We start from the raw sequence: 20,288 nt of genomic DNA, 5'->3' as shown, positions 1-20,288 counted from the left end.
CCAGGTGCCGACAGCCCCGAAGGCTACGCCAGATTCAACGCCCGTGGCGACTCAGCCATTGCTCGGCCAGAGTCCTGGCCTTGGCGTCTGCCGCGAATACCGCGTCGAGCTCATTGACCGCAACCACCGGCTCCAGGTTTAAAACGTCCTCGATGATACTCGCGATCTCAAGGTAGCGGATGCGCCGTTCGAGAAATGCCGCTACCGCCACCTCATTCGCCGCATTCAACATCGCCGGCGCACTGCCTCCGGCCTCGGCAGATTCACGGGCCAGGCGCAGACAAGGGAAACGCTGCTCATCCGGGGCCTGGAAGTCCAGGCGCGCCACGGCAAACAGGTCCAGCGGCGCCGCGCCGGAGTCGATCCGCTCAGGCCAGGCCAGGGCATTGGCGATCGGCGTGCGCATGTCCGGGTTCCCCAATTGGGCCAGAACCGAACCATCCACGTAGTCGACCAGGGAGTGAATCACACTCTGCGGGTGGATCACCACTTCGACCTGGGACGGTTTGGCATCGAACAGCCAGCACGCCTCGATCAGTTCCAGCCCCTTGTTCATCATACTCGCCGAGTCGACCGAGATCTTGCGCCCCATCGACCAGGTGGGATGGGCGCACGCCTGCTCGGGGGTGACATCGGCCAGCTCACCCAGCGGCGTCTGCCGGAACGGACCACCCGAGGCGGTCAGCAGGATTCGCCGCACGCCGACCGCCGCCAGGCCACGGGCGTGATCCTGGGGCAGGCACTGGAAAATCGCATTGTGTTCACTGTCGATCGGCAGCAACACCGACCCACTCTTGCGCACCGCCTGCATAAAGAGCGCGCCAGTCATCACCAGCGCCTCCTTGTTGGCCAGCAAGATCTTCTTGCCGGCTTCGACCGCTGCCAGCGTAGGACGCAAACCGGCCGCGCCGACGATCGCCGCCATCACCGCATCGACTTCGGGATCGGCGGCAATCTGGCACAGGCCCGCCTCCCCCACCAGCACTTCGGTCGCCAGGCCCGCGTCACGCAGTTGCTGCTGCAAACCACGCGCCGCGGACGCCTCGGGCACCACCGCATAGCGCGGGCGATGCCGCATGCACAGGGCAAAGAGTTCCGCCAGGCGGCTGAAACCGCTCAAGGCAAAGGCCTGGTAACGCTGCGGGTGACGCGCGATGACATCCAGGGTGCTCAGGCCGATGGAGCCGGTGGCACCGAGTACGGTAATTTGCTGTGGGCGGCTCACGATGCAGCGATCCACAGGAGTACGGCAAAGGTCGGAATCGCCGCCGTCAGGCTATCGATCCGATCAAGAATGCCGCCATGCCCGGGCAGCAGGTTGCTGCTGTCCTTGATCCCCGACTGACGCTTGAACATGCTTTCGGTCAAGTCACCGACCACCGAAATCACCACGATCAGCGCCGCCCCAAGCAGACTGGCAATCATCTGCCCGACGCCCCAGCCGCGCACAACCCCGACCACCGCGGTGATCACCAGGCTCAGGGCCAGGCCGCCGTAGGCGCCTTCCCAACTCTTGCCCGGGCTGACCGACGGCGCCAGCTTGCGCTTGCCGAAAGCCTTGCCGGAAAAGTAGGCACCGATATCGGCGCCCCAGACCAGGACCATCACCGCCATGATCAACCAGTTGCCCAACGGCTCCTGCTTGATCAGGATCAGGCCTTGCCAGGCCGGCAGCAGGATCAGGAAACCGATCACCAGCTTGCTCGCGGTGGTCGACCAGTGCGCGCTGGTGCGCGGGTAGGTCAGCACCAGGAACGCCGCCAACCCCCACCACAATACCGCCGCCCCCAGCACCCAGGGTGCGAGGTTGGGCAGGATGTACATGAAGAACAACAGCACCGCGACCAGCGCCGCATAGGCCACACGGGCCGGCTGCGCTTCAAACCCCGCCAGGCGCGCCCATTCCCAGGCGCCGAGGGTGACGACCAGGCCGATGAACAGCGCAAAGCCTGCGCCCTCGAGCAGGAAGAACCCGCACAAGGCAATGGGCAGGAGAATGAGTGCCGTGATGATGCGTTGCTTGAGCATTAAACCCGGGCTCCTGCTTCGACCTGTTCGCTCGTTTTACCGAAACGACGCTGGCGGGAAGCAAAATCGGCCAGCGCGTTGCGCATGGCTTCGTGTTTGAAGTCCGGCCAGAACAGGTCGGAGAAATACAGCTCGGCATAGGCCAACTGCCACAACAGGAAATTGCTGATGCGATGTTCGCCACCGGTACGGATGCACAGGTCCGGCAACGGCAGGTCGCCGGTGGCCAGACAGGTCTGCAGCAGCTCGGGGGTAATATCGTCCGGACGCAGATGCCCGGCCTGTACTTCACGGGCCAGACGCTGAGCCGCCTGGGCGATATCCCACTGCCCGCCGTAGTTGGCGGCAATCTGCAGAATGAAGCGATTGCTGCCGGCCGTCGCCGCTTCCGCCTCGCGCATCGCCGCTTGCAGCTCGGGGTGAAAGCGCGAGCGGTCGCCAATGATCCGCAGGCTTATATTGTTCTCGTTGAGACGCTTGGCCTCGCGGCGCAGCGCCTTGAAGAACAGGTCCATCAAGGCGCTGACTTCGTCGGCGGGACGCTGCCAGTTCTCGCTGGAGAACGCGAACAGGGTCAATACCTCGACCCCGGCCTCAGCACACACCTCAATGACGGCGCGCACCGCGTCGACGCCAGCCTTGTGCCCGGCAACACCGGGCAAAAAGCGTTTCTTGGCCCAGCGGTTATTGCCGTCCATGATGATTGCAACATGGCGCGGCACCGAGGACGGCACAGCCTGCTTGGTCTTTTCCATGGAAGCGTCCTGACCCTTAAACGGCCATCAGGTCCGCTTCTTTTTGCTTCACGGCCACTTCGATTTCCGCCACGAACTTGTCGGTCAGCTTCTGGATATCGTCAGCCGCACGACGCTCTTCGTCTTCACTGATCTCTTTTTCCTTGACCAGATCCTTCAGGTCACCCAGCACATCGCGACGAATGTTACGCACGGCAATGCGAGCGTTTTCCGCTTCTTCGCGCGCTTGCTTGGTGAAACCACGACGGGTTTCTTCGGTCAGCGCCGGCATCGAGATCAGCAGCAGCTCGCCCAGGTTGGTCGGGTTGAGGTTCAGGCCGGCGCTGCCGATCGCCTTGTCCACGGCACCGAGCATGTTGCGCTCGAACGCCACGACCTGCAGGGTGCGCGCGTCCTTGACGGTGATGTTGGCGACCTGCTTGATCGGGGTGTCAGTGCCGTAATAAGGCACCATGACGCCTTCCAGGATGCTTGGGTGAGCCTGCCCGGTACGAATCCGGCCAAATGCATGGGCCAGGGATTCCAGGGACTTCTTCATGCGCTCTTGAGCGTCTTTCTTGATTTCGTTGATCATTGTTGGCCTTCCTCGATCAGGGTTCCTTCAGCGCCGCCATGCACGATGTTCAGCAGGGCGCCGGGCTTGTTCATGTTAAATACGCGCAGCGGCATCTTGTGATCGCGGCACAGGCAGATAGCGGTGAGGTCCATGACACCCAGCTTGCGATCCAGCACTTCATCGTAGGTCAGATGATCGAACTTCTCGGCATGCGGGTCTTTGAATGGGTCCGCGGTGTAAACGCCATCGACCTTGGTCGCCTTGAGCACCACATCGGCGTCGATTTCAATCGCACGCAGGCAGGCTGCCGAATCCGTGGTGAAAAACGGATTGCCGGTACCAGCCGCGAAGATCACCACTTCCTTGGCGTTGAGGTGACGCATGGCCTTGCGGCGATCATAGTGATCGGTCACGCCGACCATGGAAATAGCCGACATCACGATGGCCGAGATATTCGCACGTTCCAGCGCGTCGCGCATCGCCAGTGCATTCATCACGGTGGCCAGCATGCCCATGTGGTCGCCGGTGACACGGTCCATCCCGGCGGCACTCAAGGCGGCGCCGCGGAACAGGTTGCCACCGCCAATCACCAGACCGACCTGGACACCGATGCCGACCAGTTGGCCGACTTCCAGCGCCATGCGATCCAGAACCTTCGGGTCGATCCCGAACTCTTCCGAGCCCATCAGGGCCTCGCCGCTAAGTTTGAGTAGAATGCGTTTATAGCGAGCTTGATAGCCACTGCCCTGCTGAGCCATTGCGAATCTCTCCTGCGGCGTTTAAAAAAAACTTGCGAGCTGTTTGCAGCCTGCGCTTACTCTAGCTTGGCGCTGCTACAGCGCCATCAGAACACAACCTTGTAAGTCGGTTCCGAATGGAAAAAGAGAAACCTCTCCTCCCATTTGAAAAGAGGCTGCGCGCGTGAGCGGGCAGCCTCTTGGGTCGACAGTTGAAAACCGTCTTTTACTTGTTGGCAGCCAGCTGAGCAGCAACTTCTTCAGCGAAGTTGTCCACTGGCTTCTCGATGCCATCACCTACTTTGAAGTAAGTGAAGGAAACGATTTCAGCGCCGGCTTTCTTGACCAGGGCACCGACGGTGACTTCCGGGTTCTTGACGAAAGCTTGCTCAACCAGGCTGGCTTCGGCCAGGAACTTGCTGATACGGCCGCTGACCATTTTTTCAACGATTTCAGCTGGCTTGCCTTTGATCTTGTCTTCGTTGAGGCTCAGGAAAACGCCTTTTTCGCGTTCAATGGCTTCAGCGGAGACCTGCGATGGCAGCAGGAACTCAGGGTTGGTTGCCGCAACGTGCATGGCAACGTCTTTGGCCAGGTCTTCGTTGCCGCCTTTGAGGGCCACAACCACACCGATCTTGTTGCCGTGCAGGTAAGCGCCGACCACATCACCTTCGATACGCGCCAGGCGACGGATGTTGACGTTTTCGCCCACTTTGGCAACCAGTGCTTCACGTGCCGATTCTTGAGCTGCGATCAGCGGAGCTGCGTCGGTCAGCTTGTCAGCGAAGGCTTTTTCAACGCTGGCAGCAACGAAGCCCTTGAAGTCGTCTTGCAGAGCCAGGAAGTCGGTCTGCGAGTTCACTTCCAGGATCACGGCAGCTTTGCCGTCGCCCTTGATTGCGATGGCGCCTTCAGCGGCAATGTTGCCGGCTTTCTTGGCCGCCTTGATGGCGCCCGAAGCGCGCATGTCATCAATGGCTTTTTCGATGTCGCCGCCAGCCTTGGTCAAGGCTTTCTTGCAGTCCATCATGCCTTCGCCGGTACGCTCGCGCAGTTCTTTGACCAACGCTGCAGTAATCTCTGCCATTTCAAAATTCCTCTTGGATAGGTTATCAACCATTCCACCCGATCGAACGGGCGTTCAATTCTTCCCGATCCCGTTGTAGCGGCTACACATTACAAAGGCTGTAGCGGTACCAGCAACCAACGGTTTTCGAGGTGGCAAAAAGGGGGCCAAGCCCCCTTTTTGCTTACTGAGTCAACGCCAGGGCGTCAATTACTCAGCTGCGGCGACCGGAGCTTCTTCAGTAGCGAACTCGACGGTACCGCCACCGTTGTTGTTGCGGCCACGGATCACAGCGTCAGCCATCGAACCCATGTACAACTGGATGGCGCGGATGGCGTCATCGTTGCCTGGGATGATGTAGTCAACGCCTTCCGGGCTGCTGTTGGTATCGACTACGCCGATAACCGGGATGCCCAGCTTGTTGGCTTCGGTGATCGCGATGCGCTCGTGGTCAACGTCGATCACGAACAGTGCGTCAGGCAGACCGCCCATGTCCTTGATACCACCCAGGGAACGATCGAGCTTTTCCAGGTCGCGAGTGCGCATCAGCGCCTCTTTCTTGGTCAGCTTGGCGAAAGTACCGTCTTCGGCCTGGATTTCCAGGTCACGCAGACGCTTGATCGAAGCACGGATGGTTTTGAAGTTGGTCAGCATGCCGCCCAACCAGCGGTGATCGACGTACGGCGAACCGCAACGTGCTGCTTCTTCAGCAACGATCTTGCCGGCGGAACGCTTGGTGCCGACGAACAGAATCTTGTTTTTGCCCTGGGCCAGGCGTTCTACGAAAGTCAGAGCTTCGTTGAACATCGGCAGGGTTTTTTCAAGGTTGATGATGTGGATCTTGTTACGCGCGCCGAAAATGTACTTGCCCATTTTCGGGTTCCAGTAACGGGTCTGGTGACCGAAGTGCACACCGGCCTTCAGCATATCGCGCATGTTGACTTGGGACATGATAGTTCCTTGATAAGTCGGGTTTGGCCTCCACGTATCCCAATGACCAACCAGCAGCATCAGCTGAAGGCACCCAGGTCATCGTGTCGACACGTGTGTGGATTTAAGCTCCGCGGGGCTATCCCCGGAAAGCGGCGCATTTTATACCACAAGAACGGCCAAAACGAAACCTGCATTCGCATTTCCCCTCCCGGGCTTTTGCGCGCGCCCTGGATTCGGGCCAGAATGGCCCCAGCTTATAGAGAGAAGCGATAGCCGGATGCTCATGGTTTACCCCTTGCGTCTGGTAGAATCACGCTTTTAAGGGTACTGAACCCCCGGGGCCAGCCATCGCGGCCCCGCCGTTTTCGCCCCATTCCGTGTTTATTCGCGCCCGGCGCGTAAAAGAGAGCCTGTATGACCGTCACCCTCAAAACCCCCGAGGACATCGCAAAAATGCGTGTCGCTGGCCGCCTGGCTGCCGATGTACTGGAAATGATCGGTGAACACGTCAAGCCCGGTGTCACCACCGAGGAGCTGGACCGTATCTGCCACGACTATATCGTCAACGTGCAGCAGGCCATCCCCGCCCCGCTCAACTACAAGGGTTTCCCGAAGTCGATCTGCACCTCGGTCAACCACGTGGTCTGCCACGGCATCCCGGGCGACAAGCCACTCAAGGATGGTGACACGGTGAACATCGACGTCACCGTCATCAAGGATGGCTACCACGGCGACACCAGCAAGATGTTCCACGTCGGCACCGTACCGGTCTGGGCCGAGCGCCTGTCGCAGATCACCCAGGAATGCATGTACAAGGCCATCGAGATCGTCAAACCCGGCTGCCGCCTGGGCGACATCGGTGAAATCATCCAGAAGCACGCGGAAAAGAACGGCTTCTCGGTGGTGCGTGAGTTCTGTGGCCACGGTATCGGCAAGGTGTTCCACGAAGAACCGCAGATCCTGCACTACGGCCGCGCCGGTACCGGCATGGAACTCAAGGCCGGCATGACCTTCACCATCGAACCGATGATCAACCAGGGCAAGGCCGACACCAAGGTGCTGGGCGACGGCTGGACCGCGATCACCAAGGACCGCAAGCTGTCGGCCCAGTGGGAGCACACCCTGCTGGTCACCGACACCGGCTACGAGATCTTCACCCTGCGCAGCGATGAGACCATCCCGCGCGTCTCGGCCTGATCGCTTGCACCTGCCGCTCTGTACAGAACGCCTATCAGAACCCAAGGAAAGCCAATCGATGCCGCAGGTGGACCCCGAACTCTTCGACCGCGGCCAGTTCCAGGCGGAACTGGCACTGAAGGCCAGCCCCATCGCCGCCTTCAAGAAGGCCATTCGCCACGCCCGCGAGGTGCTCGACGAGCGCTTTCGCGCCGGGCGTGATATCCGCCGGCTGATCGAAGACCGCGCCTGGTTCATCGATAACATCCTGCAACAGGCCTGGGACCAGTTCAGTTGGAGCGAAGACGCCGATATCGCCCTGGTGGCGGTCGGCGGCTACGGTCGCGGCGAATTGCACCCCTACTCGGACATCGACCTGCTGATCCTGCTCGACAGCGCCGACCACGAGATCTTTCGCGACTCCATAGAACGTTTCCTCACCCTGCTCTGGGACATCGGCCTGGAAGTCGGCCAGAGCGTGCGTTCGGTCGACGAGTGCGCCGAGGAAGCCCGGGCCGACCTGACGATCATCACCAACCTGATGGAAAGTCGCACCGTCGCCGGTCCCGAGCGCCTGCGCCAGCGCATGCTCGATGTCACCAGCACGGCGCACATGTGGCCGAGCAAGGACTTCTTCCTGGCCAAGCGCGCTGAACAGAAGGCCCGCCACCACAAGTACAACGACACCGAATACAACCTGGAACCCAACGTCAAGGGCTCGCCCGGCGGCCTGCGGGATATCCAGACGATCCTCTGGGTCGCCCGCCGCCAGTACGGCACCCTGAACCTGCGGGCCCTGGCCGGCGAAGGCTTTCTGGTGGAGAGCGAAAACGCCCTGCTGGCCTCATCCCAGGAGTTCCTCTGGAAAGTCCGCTACGCCCTGCACATGCTCGCCGGCCGCGCCGAAGACCGCCTGCTATTCGACCACCAGCGCAGCATCGCCGGACTGCTGGGTTTCAAGGGCGACGATGCGAAACAGGCCATCGAAAATTTCATGCAGCAGTACTACCGGGTGGTCATGAGCATTGCCCAGCTCAGCGACCTGATCATCCAGCACTTCGAGGAAATCATCCTCGCCCCGGAAGACGAAGCGCCGCCGCAGCCGTTGAACTCGCGTTTCCAGTTGCACGACGGCTATATCGAGGCGAGTAACCCGAATGTCTTCCGGCGTACGCCGTTCGCCATGCTGGAAATCTTCGTGCTGATGGCCCAGCAGCCGGAAATCAAGGGTGTGCGCGCCGACACCATCCGCCTGCTGCGGGAACACCGTCATCTGATCGACGACGACTTCCGCAACGATATCCGCAACACCAGCCTGTTCATCGAGCTGTTCAAGTGCAAGATCGGCATCCATCGCAACCTGCGCCGGATGAACCGCTACGGCATCCTCGGGCGCTACCTGCCGGAATTCGGCGATATCGTCGGGCAGATGCAGCACGACCTGTTCCATATCTATACGGTCGATGCCCACACCCTGAACCTGATCAAGCACCTGCGCAAACTGCAGTACACCCAGGTCTCGGAGAAATTCCCGCTGGCCGCCAAGCTGATGGCCAAGCTGCCCAAGCCCGAACTGATCTACATGGCCGGGCTTTACCATGACATCGGCAAGGGCCGCCACGGCGACCATTCGGAACTCGGCGCAGTGGATGCCGAGGCCTTCTGCGCCCGTCACCAGTTGCCGCCGTGGGACAGCCGCCTGATCGTCTGGCTGGTGCAGAACCACCTGGTGATGTCCACCACCGCCCAGCGCAAGGACCTGTCCGACCCGCAGGTCATCCACGACTTCGCCCAGACCGTCGGCGACCAGGTGCACCTGGACTACCTCTATGTGCTGACCGTCGCCGACATCAACGCGACCAACCCGAGCCTGTGGAACTCCTGGCGCGCCAGCCTGTTGCGCCAGCTCTACACCGAGACCAAGCGCGCCCTGCGCCGTGGCCTGGAAAACCCGGTGGACCGCGAGGAGCAGATTCGCCAGACCCAGAGCGCCGCCCTGGATATCCTGGTGCGCGCCGGTACCGACCCGGACGATGTCGAGCAGCTCTGGTCGCAACTGGGCGATGACTACTTCCTGCGCCACACCGCCGGCGACGTCGCCTGGCACAGCGATGCGATCCTCCAGCAGCCGGCCGATGGCGGCCCGCTGGTGCTGATCAAGGAAACCACCCAGCGCGAATTCGAAGGCGGCACGCAGATTTTCATCTACGCCCCGGACCAGCACGACTTCTTCGCCGTGACCGTGGCCGCGATGGACCAGCTCAACCTGAACATCCACGACGCCCGGGTCATCACCTCCAGCAGCCAGTTCACCCTCGACACCTACATCGTGCTGGACAACGACGGCGGCTCCATCGGCGACAATCCGAAGCGCATCAAGCAGATCCGCGACGGCCTGACCGAAGCCCTGCGCAACCCGGACGACTATCCGACCATCATCCAGCGCCGGGTCCCGCGCCAGCTCAAGCACTTCGCCTTCGCGCCCCAGGTCACCATCCACAACGACGCCCAGCGTCCGGTGACGGTGCTGGAGCTGAGCGCGCCGGACCGTCCCGGGCTGCTGGCACGGATTGGAAAGATCTTCCTGGAGTTCGACCTGTCGCTGCAGAACGCCAAGATCGCCACCCTCGGCGAGCGGGTGGAAGACGTGTTCTTCATTACCGACGCCGACAACCAACCGCTGTCCGACCCGCAGCTGTGCAGCCGATTGCAGGACGCCATCGTCGAACAGTTGAGCGTCAACGCCGAACCGCCCCTTGAAACGATGCGCCTGAGTATCTGACGCGCCGACACCTGAATGAAGCGAGCTCCGTTACCGATGAACAACGCCCTGAACCAGTTGCAGCCCTATCCGTTCGAGAAACTCCGCGCCCTGCTCGGCAGCGTGACGCCGAATGCGGACAAGCGGCCGATCGCCCTGTCCATCGGCGAACCGAAGCACCGCTCGCCGGCGTTTGTCGCCGAAGCCCTGACCGCCAACCTGGAACAGATGGCAGTGTACCCGACCACCCTCGGCGTACCGGCCCTGCGTGAAGCCATTGCCGGCTGGTGCGAGCGACGTTTCGGCGTGCCGAGCGGCTGGATCGACCCGGCGCGCAATATCCTGCCGGTCAATGGCACCCGTGAGGCGCTGTTCGCCTTTACCCAGACCGTGGTCAACCGTGGCGACGACGCCCTGGTGGTCAGCCCCAACCCGTTCTATCAGATCTACGAAGGCGCGGCCTTCCTCGCCGGGGCCAAGCCGCACTACCTGCCGTGCCTGGACGAAAACAGCTTCAACCCGGACTTCGACGCCGTGCCGGCGGAGATCTGGCAGCGTTGCCAGATCCTGTTCCTGTGCTCGCCGGGCAACCCGACCGGGGCGCTGATCCCGCTGGAGACCTTGAAAAAGCTGATCGCCCTGGCCGACGAGCATGACTTCGTGATCGCCGCCGACGAGTGCTACAGCGAGCTGTACTTCGATGAGCAGACTCCACCGCCGGGCCTGCTCAGTGCCTGTGTGGCGCTGGGCCGCAAGGACTTCAAGCGTTGCGTGGTGTTCCATAGCCTGTCCAAGCGCTCCAACCTGCCGGGGCTGCGCTCGGGCTTCGTGGCCGGTGACGCGGATATTCTCAAGGCCTTCCTGCTGTATCGCACCTACCACGGCTGCGCGATGCCGGTGCAAACCCAGCTGGCCAGCGTCGCGGCCTGGAACGACGAGATCCATGTGCGCGCCAACCGTGCGTTGTATCGCGAGAAGTTCGATGCGGTGCTGGAGATTCTGGCGCCGGTGCTGGATGTGCAACGCCCGGATGGCAGCTTCTACCTGTGGCCGAATGTGCAGGGCGATGATGCGGCGTTCTGCCGCGATCTGTTTGCCGAGGAACATGTGACCGTGGTGCCGGGCTCCTATCTGTCCCGCGAAGTGGACGGCGTCAATCCCGGGGCCGGGCGCGTGCGCATGGCCCTGGTTGCGCCGTTGGCAGAGTGTGTCGAGGCCGCCGAGCGGATTCGCGCGTTCATCCAGCGCCGCCAGTAACCCCGGCTACTTCACCGAGCCGAGGTTCGCCTCGCTCAGATCCAGCTCCGCCAGCACCTCGCGCAACACATCGTCGCCGATCTGGTGCTGGCGACTGAGCCGGTACAACTCCAGGCGCTGCGCCCGCAGTGCCTTCAAGCGCAAGCGGCGGTCCAACTGGTCCATCTGGAACGCCAGCGCCTGGGCTTCGGTGGAGTCGTTGAACACCTCCAGTTGATGCCGGTATTCGGCCATCAACTGCGCTTTCAACTCGGTGGCCAACGCGGCCTGGGTCGCATCTTGGGCCGCGTCCTGCGGTACGCCCAACTCCTCGCCCTCCAGCACATGGATCGCCGCTTCGGCGGTCTTCTTCCAGGCTTCGCGCACTTCGCCACGGTGCCTGTCATCCTGGCTTTTCGGCAAGTCGCGCAACAGCAGCGGCAGGACAACACTGGCCGTCACCAACGACAGCAGGATCACCCCGGCGGCGATGAAAATCAGCAAGTCACGCTCGGGAAAATCCACCCCGGGTGCGATCAGCAGCGGCACCGACATCACACCCGCCAACGTCACCGCCCCACGTACACCACCTACCGTCAGCAACCAGCAGGAACGCCCCTTGGCCATCCCTGACAACGGATCTTTGCCACGCCAGTGCCGCAGCAGCTCCGACAAGCGCCAGATGCTGTGCACCCAGACAAAACGCAACACCACCAGGGCCAGAAAGATCGCCAGCACTTCGAGGCAGCGATAGAGCAAGGTCGGCCACAACGAAGTCTCGTGGCTGGCAACCGCCTTGACAATATCCGGCAACTGCAAGCCCAGCAGCAGGAAGATCAGCCCGTTGAAGGCGAACTCCAACAGCGACCAGACACTGCGGTTGAGCAGCCGGGTGCTGGTCTGGCGCGGCAACAGGTCGAGCCAGCTCTGCATCATCCCCGCCGCCACCGCCGAGAGGATTCCCGACACCCCGAGGCGCTCGGCCAGCACATAGGCGGCGAACGGCAATAGCAACATGAACACCACGTGGGTCGCCGGATCGTCCCAGCCACGGGCGATCATCCAGACCCGAAAGCGCCCCACCAGCCAGCTCAGCGCCACGCCGACGGCCAGGCCACCGACCGCCACCAGGACAAAGGTCAGGCTCGCATTGGCCAGGGAGAAGGCACCGGTCACAGCCGCCGCCAGGGCGAACTTGAAGGTCACCAGGCCCGACGCATCATTCATCAGCGCCTCGCCCTGGAGCATATGCATCAGCGGCGTCGGCAGACGGTTCTGGGCAATAGCGGAAACCGCCACGGCGTCGGTTGGTGACAACACGGCGGCCAGGGCGAAGGCCACCGGCAAGGGAATGGCCGGCAATAGCCAGTGAATGAAATAGCCGGCACCGACCACGGTGAACAGCACCAGCCCCACGGCCAGGGTCAGGATCGGCCCGCGCAGGCGCCACAGATCGCGCTTGGGCATGCGCCAACCATCGGAAAACAGCAACGGCGGCAGAAACAGGAACAGAAACAATTCCGGGTCCAGGGCCACATGCAGGCCCAGGGTCGGCCAGGCCAGCAGCGCCCCCGCCGCAATCTGCACCAGGGGCAGCGGCAGCGGGATCACCCGCCAGAGCAAACGCGAGACGCCGACCAGCATCAGCAGAATCAGAACGGTGTAGGCCGTCTGCATAAAAGGCATTCCCAATCGTTTAAAGCATATCTCTGGCAACGGTTTGCCGTCGAAGTGCCATATTAGCCGCTTATGCTGCCGCCCGGACGCTGCACCAAAGTCGCAGTCGGCAGGGGAAGATGTAACCGCACACGACTAAGGCGCCTAAGCGGCCCGGTCATGGCATAATCTTCAACCTTTCATCCCTCGCATCTCCAAAGGGGAGGCAATTGCTGTGACCGCTTCGAGCAAAACGTTGCACCTTTTCGGAATCAAGGCGTGTGACACCATGAAAAAGGCCCGTACCTGGCTTGACGAACAGGCCGTGCCCTACGCGTTCCATGACTACAAGACCGCCGGTATCGACCGCGAACACCTGACCCAGTGGTGCAACGAGCACGGCTGGCAAGTGGTGCTGAACCGTGCCGGAACCACCTTTCGCAAACTCGACGACGAACGTAAAGCCGATCTCGACCAGGCGAAAGCGATTGAACTGATGCTGGCACAACCCTCGATGATCAAGCGCCCGGTGCTTGATCTCGGTGACCGAACCCTGATTGGCTTCAAGCCAGATATTTATGCGGCGGCCCTCAACTGAGCCAGAGCGCTCAAGGCCCCCACTCATTTTGCAAGAGGTAACTGCATGTCCACTACTCTGTTCAGCCTGGGCTTCGGCGTTGGCACCCAGAATCGTCAAGGTGCCTGGCTGGAAGTTTTCTACGCCCAACCCCTGATTCAGCCGTCGGCCGAGCTGGTCGCCGCCATCGCGCCGATCCTCGGTTACACCGGCGGCAACCAGGCGATCACCTTCAGCACCGCCCAGGCCTCGCAACTGGCCGACGCCCTGAAAACCGTCGACGCCGCCCAGGCCGCCCTGCTGACCCGCCTGGCCGAAAGCCACAAGCCGTTGGTCGCCACCGTATTGGCAGAAGACGTCCAGCTGACGTCTACCCCCGAGGCTTACCTCAAGCTGCACCTGCTCTCCCACCGTCTGGTCAAGCCCCATGGCCTGAGCCTGGCGGGCGTGTTCCCGCTGCTGCCGAACGTGGCCTGGACCAGCCAGGGCGCCATCGACCTGTCGGAGCTGGCCGCCCATCAACTGGAAGCGCGCCTGCGTGGCGAGCTGCTGGAAGTGTTCTCGGTGGACAAGTTCCCGAAAATGACCGACTACGTGGTGCCGAGCGGCGTGCGTATCGCTGACAGCGCGCGGATTCGCCTGGGTGCCTACATCGGCGAAGGCACCACCGTGATGCACGAAGGTTTCGTCAACTTCAACGCCGGCACCGAAGGCCCGGGCATGATCGAAGGCCGCGTTTCGGCGGGTGTCTTCGTCGGCAAGGGGTCGGACCTGGGCGGCGGTTGCTCGACCATGGGTACCCTGTCCGGCGGCGGCAACATCGTCATCAAGGTCGGCGAAGGCTGCCTGATCGGCGCCAACGCCGGTATCGGCATTCCGTTGGGCGACCGCAACACCGTGGAATCGGGCCTGTACGTGACCGCCGGGACAAAAGTGGCGCTGCTCGACGAAAACAACCAGTTGGTCAAGGTGCTCAAGGCCCGCGACCTGGCCGGCCTGCCGGACCTGCTGTTCCGTCGCAACTCGGAAACCGGTGCAGTGGAATGCAAGAGCCATAAGTCGGCCATTGCGCTGAACGAAGCCCTGCACGCGCATAACTGAGCAGGATTGTTGTAGGGGCCGGCTTGCTGGCGGGGGTGCCTGTGAGGCCGCCTTCGCGGGCAAGCCCTGCTCCTACAGGTTTATGTCGTACGCAAAACCTGCGCTCGGCGCCCTACTGTAGGAGCAGGGCTTGCCCGCGAAGAGGCCTTCAAGGTCGGCAAAAACTTCACGAGCCAGACCAATGCCTACAGGTTTCGCGCCCCCTCGCCCACGCTCACCAGGGCCGAACACCATGCTGATACCTTCTCCCTGGCGCGCCGATTTCCCGGCCATCGCCGCCCTGCAACGGCAAGACCAGGTCTACCTGGACAGCGCCGCCACCACCCAGAAGCCCCAGGCGCTGATCGATGCCCTGGCGCACTATTACAGCAACGGTGCGGCCAATGTGCACCGTGCCCAACACCTGCCCGGCGCCCACGCCACCCAGGCCTTCGAGGACAGTCGAAGCAAGACTGGCCAGTGGCTCAACGTCGGCAATAGCGGACAGATCGTCTTCACCCACGGTGCCACCTCGGCGCTGAACCTCCTGGCCTATGGCCTGGAAGCGCTTTTCCAGCCCGGCGACGAGATCGTTATCAGCGCCCTGGAGCATCACGCCAACCTGCTGCCCTGGCAGCAACTGGCGCAACGTCGGGGACTGCGCCTCGTGGTGCTGCCGATCACCGACAGTGGCCTGATCGACCTGGAAGCCGCCCGCCCGTTGATCGGCCCACGGACCCGTCTGCTGGCGGTCAGCCAACTGTCCAACGTGCTCGGGGCCTGGCAACCGTTACCGCAATTGCTGGCCCTGGCCCGCTCGTTCAACGCACTGACCGTGGTCGACGGCGCCCAGGGCGTGGTTCACGGTCGCCACGATGTCCAGGCGCTGGGCTGCGATTTCTATGTATTTTCCAGCCACAAGCTCTACGGCCCCGATGGTGTCGGCGTGCTCTATGGCCGCCACGAAGCCCTGAGCCAACTGCGCCACTGGCAATTCGGCGGCGAGATGGTGCTGGACGCGGACTATCAGCAGGCCAGCTTCCGCCCGGCCCCCTTGGGCTTCGAAGCCGGAACACCACCGATTGCCAGCGTCATCGGCCTCGGCGCGACCCTCGACTACCTGGCCGGCCTCGACCAGGCCGCCGTATCGGCCCACGAAGCGGCGCTGCACGCCCACCTGTTGCAAGGCCTGAAAGTCCGCAAGGGCATCCGCCTGTTGGGCGAACCGCAACTGGCACTGGCCAGCTTTATCGTCGACGGCGTGCACAACGCCGATCTGGCGCACCTGCTGACCGAGCAAGGGATTGCCGTACGCGCCGGGCATCACTGCGCAATGCCACTGATGAAACAGCTCGGGCTGGCCGGCGCGATCCGCGTATCGCTGGGTGTGTACAACGACTCCGAAGACCTCGAACGGTTTTTCGAGGCACTGGATCAGGCCCTGGAGCTGTTGCGATGAGCCTGCCCGCTGAAGCACTGCTGGTTCTGGAAAATTTCCGGCACCTGGCGGGCTGGGAACAACGGGCGCGCCTGCTGATGCAATGGGGAGAGCGCTTGCCGCCCTTGAACGACGCCGACAAGACCGAGGCCAACCGTGTCCATGGCTGCGAAAGCCAGGTGTGGTTGACCGGTCGGCTGCATGACGGTCAGTGGCAGTTTGCCGCGAGCAGCGATGCACGAATGATTCGTGGGCTGGTGGCGTTGTTGCTGGTGCGGGTCAATGGCTTGAGCGCCGACGAATTGCAGCAGGTCGACCTGCCCGACTGGTTCAACCAACTGGGCCTGTCCCGACAATTGTCGCCGTCCCGCAGCAACGGCCTGAATGCCGTGCTGCAGCGGATGCGTGAATTGACCCAATAAGCCTCAGGCCTGCGGTTTGATCCGATCCGCCGGCCGGCGCATGCCCGCGACGATCTTGTCCACCGCCTTGGTCGCCGCCACCATGCCGAAGGTCGCCGTGACCATCATCACCGCGCCAAAACCACCGGCACAGTCCAGCTTCACCCCATCACCGACAAAACTCTTCTGCAGGCAGATGCTGCCATCGGGCTTCGGATAACGCAGCTGCTCGGTGGAAAACACACAGGGCACGCTGTAATGGCGGGTCACCGTGCGGGAAAATCCGTAGTCACGGCGCAAGGTCGAACGCACCTTCGAGGCCAGGGGATCGTTGAAGGTACGGTTCAGGTCGCAGACCTGGATCAAGGTCGGATCGATCTGCCCACCCGCCCCGCCCGTGGTGATGATCTGGATCTTGCGCCGCTTGCACCAGGCGATCAGCGCGGCCTTGGCATTGACGCTGTCGATGCAGTCGATCACGCAGTCGATGTCCGGGGTGATGTACTCGGCCATGGTTTCCCGGGTCACAAAATCGGTCACCGCGTGAACCTGGCAGTCCGGATTGATGCCCTTCAGGCGCTCGCCCATCACCTCGACCTTGGCCCGACCCACGGTGCTGTCCAGGGCATGCAACTGACGGTTGCTGTTGCTGACGCAGACATCGTCCAGGTCGAACAGCGAGATCTCGCCGACACCGCAACGGGCAATGGCTTCCGCCGCCCAGGAGCCGACACCGCCGACGCCGACGATCGCCACATGGGCGGCCTTCAGCCGCGCCAGCCCTTCAATGCCATACAACCGGGCGACGCCGGCAAACCGCGGATCTTCTGCACTCATGACCATTACCCCAAAAACCGGCGCGCATTATAGGGCCGGGCGCCGGCCGAGGGCAGCTTTAGCCTATGAATGGCTGTCCATGAGCGTTAAATCACAACACTTTGACGAGAATAGAGCTACAAAGAATCAGGAAAGAACTTAAGCCCTGTCTCATTGCCCAATGCCTGCGCATATTCCACGGTACTGTACGGTCGACGGATAGCAAGTGTAGGATGCGCGCCGCTCTGTTCCCTGTTCTAGCCCTTTTCGGAACCCGAAATACCTATGTCATCGCGTAAATTTGGACTCAACCTGGTCGTAGTGTTGGCAATTGCCGCGCTATTCACCGGTTTCTGGGCGCTGATCAACCGCCCGGTTTCGGCGCCTGACTGGCCCGAGCAGATCGCCGGCTTCTCCTACTCGCCTTTCCAGCAGGGACAATTCCCACAGAAAGACCAGTACCCGACCGACGATGAAATGCGTCGCGACCTGGAGATCATGAGCAAGCTGACGGACAACATCCGTATCTACTCGGTCGACGGCACCCTTCAGGACATTCCCAAGCTCGCCGAAGAGTTCGGCCTGCGGGTGACCCTGGGGATCTGGATCAGCCCGGACCAGGAGCGCAACGAGCGGGAAATCGCCCGCGCCATCGAACTGGCCAACACCAGCCGCAGTGTCGTGCGGGTGGTGGTCGGTAACGAGGCGATCTTCCGCAAGGAAATCACCGCCAAAGACCTGGCCGTGCTGATCGACCGCGTACGGGCGGCCGTCAAGGTGCCGGTGACCACCTCGGAACAGTGGCATATCTGGGAACACAACCCGGAACTGGTCAAGCACGTCGACCTGATCGCCGCGCACATCCTGCCCTACTGGGAATTCATCCCCATGGACAAGGCCGGCCAGTACGTACTGGACCGCGCCCGCGAACTCAAGCGCATGTTCCCGAAAAAGCCCCTGCTGCTCTCGGAAGTGGGCTGGCCGAGCAACGGCCGCATGCGTGGCGGTGCCGATGCGACCCAGGCCGACCAGGCCATTTACCTGCGCACCCTAGTCAACAAGCTTAACCGCCAGGGCTTCAACTACTTCGTGATCGAAGCCTTCGACCAGCCGTGGAAGGCCAGTGACGAAGGTTCGGTGGGCGCCTATTGGGGCGTGTTCAACGCCGCGCGCGAGCAGAAGTTCAACTTCGAAGGCCCGGTGGTGGCGATTCCGCAATGGCGCGTACTGGCCATCGGTTCGGTGGTGCTCGCACTGCTCTCGCTGACCCTGTTGATGATCGACGGCTCGGCCCTGCGCCAGCGCGGCCGGACCTTCCTGACCTTTACCGCGTTCCTCTGCGGTTCGGTGCTGGTGTGGATCGGCTACGACTACAGCCAGCAATACAGCACCTGGTTCAGCCTGACGGTGGGTTTCCTGCTGGCCATCGGTGCCCTGGGCGTGTTTATCGTCCTGCTCACCGAGGCCCACGAACTGGCCGAGGCGGTCTGGACCCACAAGCGCCGGCGTGAATTCCTACCGGTTGAAGGCGACTCGCACTACCGGCCGAAAGTCTCGATCCACGTGCCGTGCTACAACGAGCCGCCGGAGATGGTCAAACAGACCCTCGACGCCCTCGCGGCCCTCGATTATCCGGACTACGAAGTCCTGATCATCGACAACAACACCAAGGACCCGGCGGTCTGGGAACCGGTGCAGGCCTACTGCGAAACCCTCGGCCCGCGTTTCCGTTTCTTCCACGTCGCGCCGCTGGCCGGTTTCAAGGGCGGGGCGCTGAACTACCTGATCCCGCACACCGCCAAGGACGCCGAAGTCATCGCCGTGATCGACTCGGACTACTGCGTCGACCGCAACTGGCTCAAGCACATGGTGCCGCACTTCGCCGATCCGAAGATCGCCATCGTGCAATCGCCCCAGGACTACCGCGACCAGAACGAAAGCACCTTCAAGAAGCTCTGCTACTCGGAATACAAGGGCTTCTTCCATATCGGCATGGTCACCCGCAACGACCGCGACGCGATCATCCAGCACGGCACCATGACCATGACCCGCCGCTCGGTCCTGGAAGAACTGGGCTGGGCCGACTGGTGCATCTGCGAAGACGCCGAGCTGGGCCTGCGGGTCTTCGAAAAAGGCCTGTCGGCGGCTTATCACCATGACAGCTACGGCAAGGGCCTGATGCCCGATACCTTTATCGACTTCAAGAAACAGCGTTTCCGCTGGGCCTACGGGGCGATTCAGATCATCAAGCGGCACACCGCCAGCCTGCTGCGCGGCAAGGACACCGAACTGACCCGTGGCCAGCGCTACCACTTCCTCGCGGGCTGGTTGCCGTGGGTGGCCGACGGCATGAATATCTTCTTCACCGTCGGCGCGCTGCTCTGGTCGGCGGCGATGATCATCGTGCCGCAACGGGTCGATCCGCCGCTGCTGATCTTCGCGATCCCGCCACTGGCGCTGTTCGTGTTCAAGGTCGGCAAGATCCTGTTCCTCTACCGCCGCGCGGTCGGGGTCAACATGAAGGATGCCTTCGCCGCCGCACTGGCTGGCCTGGCCTTGTCCCACACCATTGCCAAAGCAGTGCTGTACGGTTTCTTCACCAGCAGCATTCCGTTCTTCCGCACGCCGAAAAACGCCGACAACCACGGTTTCTGGGTAGCGATTTCGGAGGCCCGCGAAGAGATGTTCATCATGCTGCTGTTGTGGGCCGCGGCGCTGGGGATCTTCCTGGTGCAGGGCTTGCCGAGCAACGATATGCGCTTCTGGGTAGTGATGTTGCTGGTGCAGTCGTTGCCGTACCTGGCGGCACTGATCATGGCGTTCGTCTCCTCGCTGCCGAAACCGGTCAGCGCGCCGGAGCCGGCATCCGTCGCATAAACGCGATGCACGACACGAAACGGCGGCCTGCGGGCCGCCGTTTTGCTTTAAGATATCCACCCTTTGCGCGCCCCTATCTTCCTGTAGGAGCGAGCTTGCTCGCGATGGTCGTCAACGATAATGCTGGGCACCTGATACCCCGCGGAGCCTGAACCACCCTCGCGAGCAAGCTCGCTCCTACATACCCGTTTCGGA

The 20,288-nt window shown here is 62.2% G+C and carries 17 protein-coding genes; 8 read left to right on the top strand and 9 right to left on the bottom strand.

The window, feature by feature from the left end; all coding sequences use genetic code 11:
• Positions 1-34: 34 nt before the first annotated feature.
• The 7 genes from ispC to rpsB all read right to left on the bottom strand — a co-directional run bounded on the left by ispC (position 35) and on the right by rpsB (position 6,093).
• Positions 35-1,225: a 1-deoxy-D-xylulose-5-phosphate reductoisomerase gene (gene ispC, locus M5C56_RS24140; protein ID WP_103496379.1), complete on the bottom strand. Its 1,191-nt coding sequence runs from the start codon at positions 1,223-1,225 to the stop codon at positions 35-37.
• Entirely contained in the window at positions 1,222-2,028 is an 807-nt protein-coding gene (locus tag M5C56_RS24135; protein WP_103496378.1) for a phosphatidate cytidylyltransferase, read from the bottom strand. Before M5C56_RS24135 ends, ispC begins: the two co-directional genes overlap by 4 nt.
• The gene (uppS, locus tag M5C56_RS24130) at positions 2,028-2,783 is read right to left on the bottom strand and encodes a polyprenyl diphosphate synthase (protein WP_100938583.1); all 756 of its coding nucleotides are present in this window, start codon (positions 2,781-2,783) and stop codon (positions 2,028-2,030) included. The genes M5C56_RS24135 and uppS overlap by 1 nt, the downstream gene beginning before the upstream one ends.
• A gap of 16 nt (positions 2,784-2,799) precedes the next feature.
• Positions 2,800-3,357, bottom strand: a complete 558-nt coding sequence (gene frr / locus M5C56_RS24125) for a ribosome recycling factor (protein WP_100938582.1) — start codon at positions 3,355-3,357, stop codon at positions 2,800-2,802.
• Positions 3,354-4,097: a UMP kinase gene (pyrH, locus tag M5C56_RS24120; RefSeq protein WP_003172271.1), complete on the bottom strand. Its 744-nt coding sequence runs from the start codon at positions 4,095-4,097 to the stop codon at positions 3,354-3,356. The genes frr and pyrH overlap by 4 nt, the downstream gene beginning before the upstream one ends.
• A 205-nt stretch (positions 4,098-4,302) precedes the next feature.
• Entirely contained in the window at positions 4,303-5,163 is an 861-nt protein-coding gene (gene tsf / locus M5C56_RS24115; protein ID WP_103496377.1) for a translation elongation factor Ts, read from the bottom strand.
• Positions 5,164-5,352: 189 nt separating this feature from the next.
• Positions 5,353-6,093: a 30S ribosomal protein S2 gene (gene rpsB / locus M5C56_RS24110; protein WP_100938580.1), complete on the bottom strand. Its 741-nt coding sequence runs from the start codon at positions 6,091-6,093 to the stop codon at positions 5,353-5,355.
• 396 nt (positions 6,094-6,489) lie between these two features.
• Here rpsB and map point away from each other — a divergent pair, with 396 nt between their 5' ends.
• The 3 genes from map to dapC are packed head-to-tail and all read left to right on the top strand — an operon-like array spanning position 6,490 to position 11,269.
• On the top strand, positions 6,490-7,272 hold the full coding sequence (map, locus tag M5C56_RS24105) for a type I methionyl aminopeptidase (RefSeq protein ID WP_103496376.1): 783 nt from the start codon (positions 6,490-6,492) through the stop codon (positions 7,270-7,272).
• 58 nt (positions 7,273-7,330) lie between these two features.
• Positions 7,331-10,033: a [protein-PII] uridylyltransferase gene (locus M5C56_RS24100; protein ID WP_103496375.1), complete on the top strand. Its 2,703-nt coding sequence runs from the start codon at positions 7,331-7,333 to the stop codon at positions 10,031-10,033.
• Positions 10,034-10,069: 36 nt separating this feature from the next.
• On the top strand, positions 10,070-11,269 hold the full coding sequence (gene dapC, locus M5C56_RS24095; RefSeq protein WP_103496374.1) for a succinyldiaminopimelate transaminase: 1,200 nt from the start codon (positions 10,070-10,072) through the stop codon (positions 11,267-11,269).
• 6 nt (positions 11,270-11,275) lie between these two features.
• On the opposite strand, the gene M5C56_RS24090 is transcribed toward dapC, so the two are convergent.
• The gene (locus M5C56_RS24090) at positions 11,276-12,925 is read right to left on the bottom strand and encodes a Na+/H+ antiporter (protein ID WP_103496425.1); all 1,650 of its coding nucleotides are present in this window, start codon (positions 12,923-12,925) and stop codon (positions 11,276-11,278) included.
• Between the two features lie 214 nt (positions 12,926-13,139).
• On the opposite strand from M5C56_RS24090, the gene M5C56_RS24085 reads away from it, so the two are divergent.
• The 4 genes from M5C56_RS24085 (at position 13,140) to M5C56_RS24070 (ending at position 16,421) form a co-directional block, all read left to right on the top strand.
• The gene (locus M5C56_RS24085; protein WP_103496373.1) at positions 13,140-13,502 is read left to right on the top strand and encodes an ArsC family reductase; all 363 of its coding nucleotides are present in this window, start codon (positions 13,140-13,142) and stop codon (positions 13,500-13,502) included.
• Positions 13,503-13,547: 45 nt separating this feature from the next.
• Entirely contained in the window at positions 13,548-14,582 is a 1,035-nt protein-coding gene (gene dapD / locus M5C56_RS24080) for a 2,3,4,5-tetrahydropyridine-2,6-dicarboxylate N-succinyltransferase (RefSeq protein ID WP_103496372.1), read from the top strand.
• Positions 14,583-14,814: 232 nt separating this feature from the next.
• Positions 14,815-16,020 (top strand): cysteine desulfurase, encoded by a 1,206-nt coding sequence (locus tag M5C56_RS24075; protein ID WP_103497396.1) that lies wholly within the window; start codon positions 14,815-14,817, stop codon positions 16,018-16,020.
• Positions 16,017-16,421 carry a SufE family protein gene (locus tag M5C56_RS24070; RefSeq protein WP_103497397.1) on the top strand — a complete coding sequence of 135 codons (405 nt, stop codon included), beginning with the start codon at positions 16,017-16,019 and terminating at the stop codon, positions 16,419-16,421. Before M5C56_RS24075 ends, M5C56_RS24070 begins: the two co-directional genes overlap by 4 nt.
• A 3-nt stretch (positions 16,422-16,424) precedes the next feature.
• Here the strand turns inward: M5C56_RS24070 and tcdA are convergent, their stop codons facing one another.
• The gene (gene tcdA, locus M5C56_RS24065) at positions 16,425-17,243 is read right to left on the bottom strand and encodes a tRNA cyclic N6-threonylcarbamoyladenosine(37) synthase TcdA (protein WP_103497398.1); all 819 of its coding nucleotides are present in this window, start codon (positions 17,241-17,243) and stop codon (positions 16,425-16,427) included.
• A gap of 258 nt (positions 17,244-17,501) precedes the next feature.
• Here tcdA and M5C56_RS24060 point away from each other — a divergent pair, with 258 nt between their 5' ends.
• Positions 17,502-20,093 carry a glycosyltransferase gene (locus M5C56_RS24060; RefSeq protein WP_103497399.1) on the top strand — a complete coding sequence of 864 codons (2,592 nt, stop codon included), beginning with the start codon at positions 17,502-17,504 and terminating at the stop codon, positions 20,091-20,093.
• Positions 20,094-20,288 lie beyond the last annotated feature (195 nt).

Origin of the sequence: Pseudomonas sp. MWU13-2862, assembly GCF_023242495.1 — a bacterium.
GTDB lineage: Bacteria > Pseudomonadota > Gammaproteobacteria > Pseudomonadales > Pseudomonadaceae > Aquipseudomonas > Aquipseudomonas gingeri_D.
The sequence above is the reverse complement of the archived record's forward strand: the minus strand, read 5'-3'. Positions and strand labels throughout refer to the sequence as shown.

Bases quoted from the DNA above. Each gene is read 5' to 3' on its own strand.
- M5C56_RS24135 (WP_103496378.1), bottom strand. From the start codon at position 2,028: ATGCTCAAGCAACGCATCATCACGGCACTCATTCTCCTGCCCATTGCC.
- uppS (WP_100938583.1), bottom strand. From the start codon at position 2,783: ATGGAAAAGACCAAGCAGGCTGTGCCGTCCTCGGTGCCGCGCCATGTT.
- frr (WP_100938582.1), bottom strand. From the start codon at position 3,357: ATGATCAACGAAATCAAGAAAGACGCTCAAGAGCGCATGAAGAAGTCC.
- pyrH (WP_003172271.1), bottom strand. From the start codon at position 4,097: ATGGCTCAGCAGGGCAGTGGCTATCAAGCTCGCTATAAACGCATTCTA.
- tsf (WP_103496377.1), bottom strand. From the start codon at position 5,163: ATGGCAGAGATTACTGCAGCGTTGGTCAAAGAACTGCGCGAGCGTACC.
- rpsB (WP_100938580.1), bottom strand. From the start codon at position 6,093: ATGTCCCAAGTCAACATGCGCGATATGCTGAAGGCCGGTGTGCACTTC.
- map (WP_103496376.1), top strand. From the start codon at position 6,490: ATGACCGTCACCCTCAAAACCCCCGAGGACATCGCAAAAATGCGTGTC.
- M5C56_RS24100 (WP_103496375.1), top strand. From the start codon at position 7,331: ATGCCGCAGGTGGACCCCGAACTCTTCGACCGCGGCCAGTTCCAGGCG.
- dapC (WP_103496374.1), top strand. From the start codon at position 10,070: ATGAACAACGCCCTGAACCAGTTGCAGCCCTATCCGTTCGAGAAACTC.
- M5C56_RS24090 (WP_103496425.1), bottom strand. From the start codon at position 12,925: ATGCAGACGGCCTACACCGTTCTGATTCTGCTGATGCTGGTCGGCGTC.
- dapD (WP_103496372.1), top strand. From the start codon at position 13,548: ATGTCCACTACTCTGTTCAGCCTGGGCTTCGGCGTTGGCACCCAGAAT.
- M5C56_RS24075 (WP_103497396.1), top strand. From the start codon at position 14,815: ATGCTGATACCTTCTCCCTGGCGCGCCGATTTCCCGGCCATCGCCGCC.
- M5C56_RS24070 (WP_103497397.1), top strand. From the start codon at position 16,017: ATGAGCCTGCCCGCTGAAGCACTGCTGGTTCTGGAAAATTTCCGGCAC.
- tcdA (WP_103497398.1), bottom strand. From the start codon at position 17,243: ATGGTCATGAGTGCAGAAGATCCGCGGTTTGCCGGCGTCGCCCGGTTG.
- M5C56_RS24060 (WP_103497399.1), top strand. From the start codon at position 17,502: ATGTCATCGCGTAAATTTGGACTCAACCTGGTCGTAGTGTTGGCAATT.